This window comes from uncultured Gordonia sp., assembly GCF_937858515.1.
In the GTDB taxonomy this organism is placed as follows: Bacteria; Actinomycetota; Actinomycetes; order Mycobacteriales; family Mycobacteriaceae; genus Gordonia.
This window is the reverse complement of record NZ_CALLZT010000113.1, coordinates 1-3,679: the sequence shown is the minus strand read 5'-3', so window position 1 is coordinate 3,679 and position 3,679 is coordinate 1. Positions and strand designations below refer to the sequence as shown.

General features: G+C 65.9%; 3 protein-coding genes. 1 reads left to right on the top strand and 2 read right to left on the bottom strand.

What is annotated here, in order from left to right:
- On the bottom strand, positions 1-947 hold a 947-nt coding region (locus tag Q0627_RS10455; RefSeq protein ID WP_298809551.1), incomplete at its 3' end, for an Hsp70 family protein.
- Positions 948-1,277: 330 nt separating this feature from the next.
- Here Q0627_RS10455 and Q0627_RS10450 point away from each other — a divergent pair.
- Positions 1,278-2,600, top strand: coding sequence for an oxygenase MpaB family protein (locus Q0627_RS10450; RefSeq protein WP_298809548.1), 1,323 nt, complete (start codon positions 1,278-1,280; stop codon positions 2,598-2,600).
- Between the two features lie 81 nt (positions 2,601-2,681).
- On the opposite strand, the gene Q0627_RS10445 is transcribed toward Q0627_RS10450, so the two are convergent.
- Positions 2,682-3,679, bottom strand: a 998-nt coding sequence (locus tag Q0627_RS10445) for a S16 family serine protease (protein ID WP_298809543.1), incomplete at its 5' end; no start/stop codon positions are given.

Below are 3,679 nucleotides of genomic sequence, written 5' to 3'. Positions count from 1 at the left end.
GAGCCGCCGACGAGGACCACGTGGTCGATGTCGCCGACCGAGATCCCGGCGTCCTTGATGACGGCCTGGAACGGTGCGCGGGTGCGTTCGAGCAGATCGGAGGTGATCTTCTGGAATTCGGCGCGCGAGAGTTGCTCGTCGAGGAACAGCGGGTTCTTGTCGGCGTCGACGGTGATGTACGGCAGGTTGATCGAGGTCGACTGCGATGCCGACAGTTCGATCTTGGCCTTCTCCGCGGCCTCACGCAGACGCTGCAGGGCCATCTTGTCCTTGGTCAGGTCGATGCCGTTCTGCGACTTGAACTTCTCCACCAGCCAGTCGACGACGCGCTGATCCCAGTCGTCACCACCGAGGTTGTTGTCGCCGGAGGTGGCGCGGACCTCGACGACGCCGTCGCCGATTTCCAGCAGCGAGACGTCGAAGGTGCCGCCGCCGAGGTCGAAGACCAGGATGGTCTGTTCCTTCTCACCCTTGTCCAGGCCGTAGGCCAGGGCCGCGGCGGTGGGCTCGTTGACGATGCGAAGCACGTTCAGGCCGGCGATCTGGCCGGCTTCCTTGGTGGCCTGGCGCTGCGAGTCGTTGAAGTAGGCGGGGACGGTGATGACGGCGTCCTCGACGTCCTCGCCGAGGTAGGCCTCGGCGTCGCGCTTGAGCTTCATGAGCGTACGCGCGCTGATTTCCTGCGGGGTGTACTTCTTGTCGTCGATGTCGACGGTCCAGTCCTCGCCCATGTGGCGCTTGACCGAGCGGATGGTGCGGTCGACGTTGGTGACGGCCTGGTTCTTGGCGGGCTGACCCACCAGGACCTCACCGTTGCGGGCGAAGGCGACGACGGACGGCGTGGTCCGCGAACCCTCCGCGTTGGCGATGACGGTCGATTCGCCACCTTCCAGCACCGAGACGACGGAGTTGGTGGTGCCGAGGTCGATTCCAACAGCACGTGACATCTGTTTATCCTCCTGTTTCAGGGCGTTGCGCCCAAGCTTCTGCGACCGGCGCCGATGCGGCGCGGGTTGGTTTGCCCGAAACCTGCGCAGGCACTCAACTTCAGTGCAGCCGACTCATGTTCTAGCCGAACGATCGTCTGCGGTCAACTCAAGTTGAGTGGATATTGCTCAAGTTCCATGGTCTGTCCAACGGGCGACCGTCCCGATCTGTTCCCGATCCCGGAAAAAAGTTGAGTACATGTCGCTCATACTTCCCAAAGCGGCGGACCCCACCATCCAGACCTACGACGAAGCATTACAGTTCGGGCAGTTGCGTCCGTTGGGAGGAAGATGGCGACCTACTACCCCAAACTGGCGGCCAGGGTCCTCCGGCAGGCCGACGACCTTCCCGAGATGTACGGGAATCTCGACTTCACGGCGACTCCGGAGCGGTTCACCACCGATCCCGCCGCCAAGAGTGCCCTACCACCCCGGAGAGGCAACCGAGCGGCGTACCTCGATGACGCACGCCTTGTGGAGCTGATGCGGACCGCGCTCTACCTCGGCGACGTCCCCGCGGACCGGGTCGCCGCGCTGTCCCGGGACCTCTCGGTGACCGAACTCATCGGCCTGATCCGCCGGGCGTGCCGGGAGGGTATCGAGAACGTTCCGGAGGCGCCCCCGGAGCTGGCCGGCCTGCTCGCCGTCATGGAGGAGAAGCCTGACTGGATCGACCACGATCTCATCGAGCGGGGCGCCGCACGGTCCCGCCTGATCACCGGGCTCATCGCCCCGTTCGTGACCCGCGGTGCCTTCATCGCCACCTTCACCAACAGTTATGCCGCGCTGCCGATGACGCTGACAGGCGCGTTGTCGGGCAGGCGGGCGGCGTACCGGGTCAACGAGACCACCGCTTTCTTCACCGTCACCACCCTGCCCGGTGCACTCGTGCGTTTCGGCCCCGGGTTCGAGGCGGCGGTGATGGTTCGGGTGATGCACTCGATGGTGCGCTACAACGCGCTCACCCGCGGCAGCGGGCGGTCCGGACGTGCCTGGGACGCGGCCGTTTACGGACTCCCCATCCCCCAGCTCGACCAACTGCCCGCCGGAATGATCGGCCCGTACCTGGTTTCCCGTGGGGCTCTGCGCGCCGGCCGCGGCTTCACCGACGACGAGCGCGCGATGATCGAGTTCTACCGGTACCGGTGTTTTCTGCTCGGCCTGCCCGAAGAACTCCTGCCCGCTGACCCGCAGGACATCGTCGACATGTTCCACGTCCGCGGCGCCACCCTGCGAGACGGATTCGACGACTCCTGCCGCAGCCTGGTCACCTCCACGATGGATGCCTATCTACGACCGACCGACCGACTGTTCGACCGCATGGCCGACTCGGTGGAGAAAAGCTACAGCAAGGCAGCGTTCTGCGGCGCCTTCTGCGACTTCAACCCCCGGACCGCCAAGCGGATGGGCGTCAACATAGGCATCGGTGACCTGGCCCGCATCGCCGCGACCGGCCCGTTCATCGGCGGCCGGCTGGTCACGGTCGCCGCGGCCGGTCGGCTACCGGCACTGCAGAAAGGCTCCAGCCGCTACCTGGCCCGCCAGGTACGGCACCCACTCGACGTCTACCGCAATCCCGAGGACACCACCGAACACCGCCACTACGCGCACTGACCGCCCGAAACCCCACCGCTCAGCGTCGGCATCACAATAATGTCGATGCCGAGGCCGTGCGGTGGGGTTTGGGTCAAGAACTCAGGCCGCCGACGCAGAAGACTCCGCGGCCGGGTCCAGTGCCCGGGAAACAATCTCCGCGACATCCGTCATCGGGATCACCTCCAAGGCGTCGAGGATCTCGGTGGGCACGTCGTCGAGGTCGGGTTCGTTGCGTTGCGGGATGAACACGGTGCTGAGCCCATTGCGTTGTGCGGCAAGCAGTTTCTGCTTCACCCCGCCGATCGGCAGCACCCGCCCGTTGAGAGTGACCTCGCCGGTCATCCCGACATCGCCGCGCACCCGGCGCCCGGTCGCCATCGACACCAGTGCGGTGACCATGGTGACACCCGCCGACGGCCCGTCCTTGGGCACCGCGCCCGCCGGCACGTGCACATGGACGGTGCGGTTCAGTGCGGCCGGATCGACGCCGAGTTCGCTTGCGTGCGAACGGACATACGACAGCGCGATCTGCGCGGACTCCTTCATCACGTCACCGAGCTGTCCGGTCAGTTGCAGACGTGGCTCGCCGTCCTCGGTGCCGGAGCCGGTGGCGCTCACCTCGATGTACAGCACATCGCCGCCCATTCCGGTCACGGCCAAACCCGTTGCCACACCGGGAACTTCGGTCCGTTCCGCCGATTCGGGCAGGAACCGGGGCCGCCCCAGATACTCCTTGAGGTCGTCGACTCCGATCATCACCGGTGCCGATGCCTTGCCCGCGGCGAGTTTCGTCGCCACCTTGCGCGTCAGTTTCGCCAGCAGCCGTTCGTATTGCCGCACACCGGGTTCGCGGGTGAAGTTCGCCGCGATCTCACGCAATGCGTCATCACCGACGGTCACCTCGTCGGCGGACAACGCGGCCCTCTCGATCTGCCGCGGCACCAGATGCCCACGCGCGATCGCCACCTTGTCGTCCTCGGTGTACCCGTCGATGGTCACCAGTTCCATCCGGTCCAGCAGCGCCGCCGGGATGTTCTCGATAACGTTGGCCGTGGCCAGGAACACCACATCGGACAGGTCCAGGTCGAAGTCGAGGT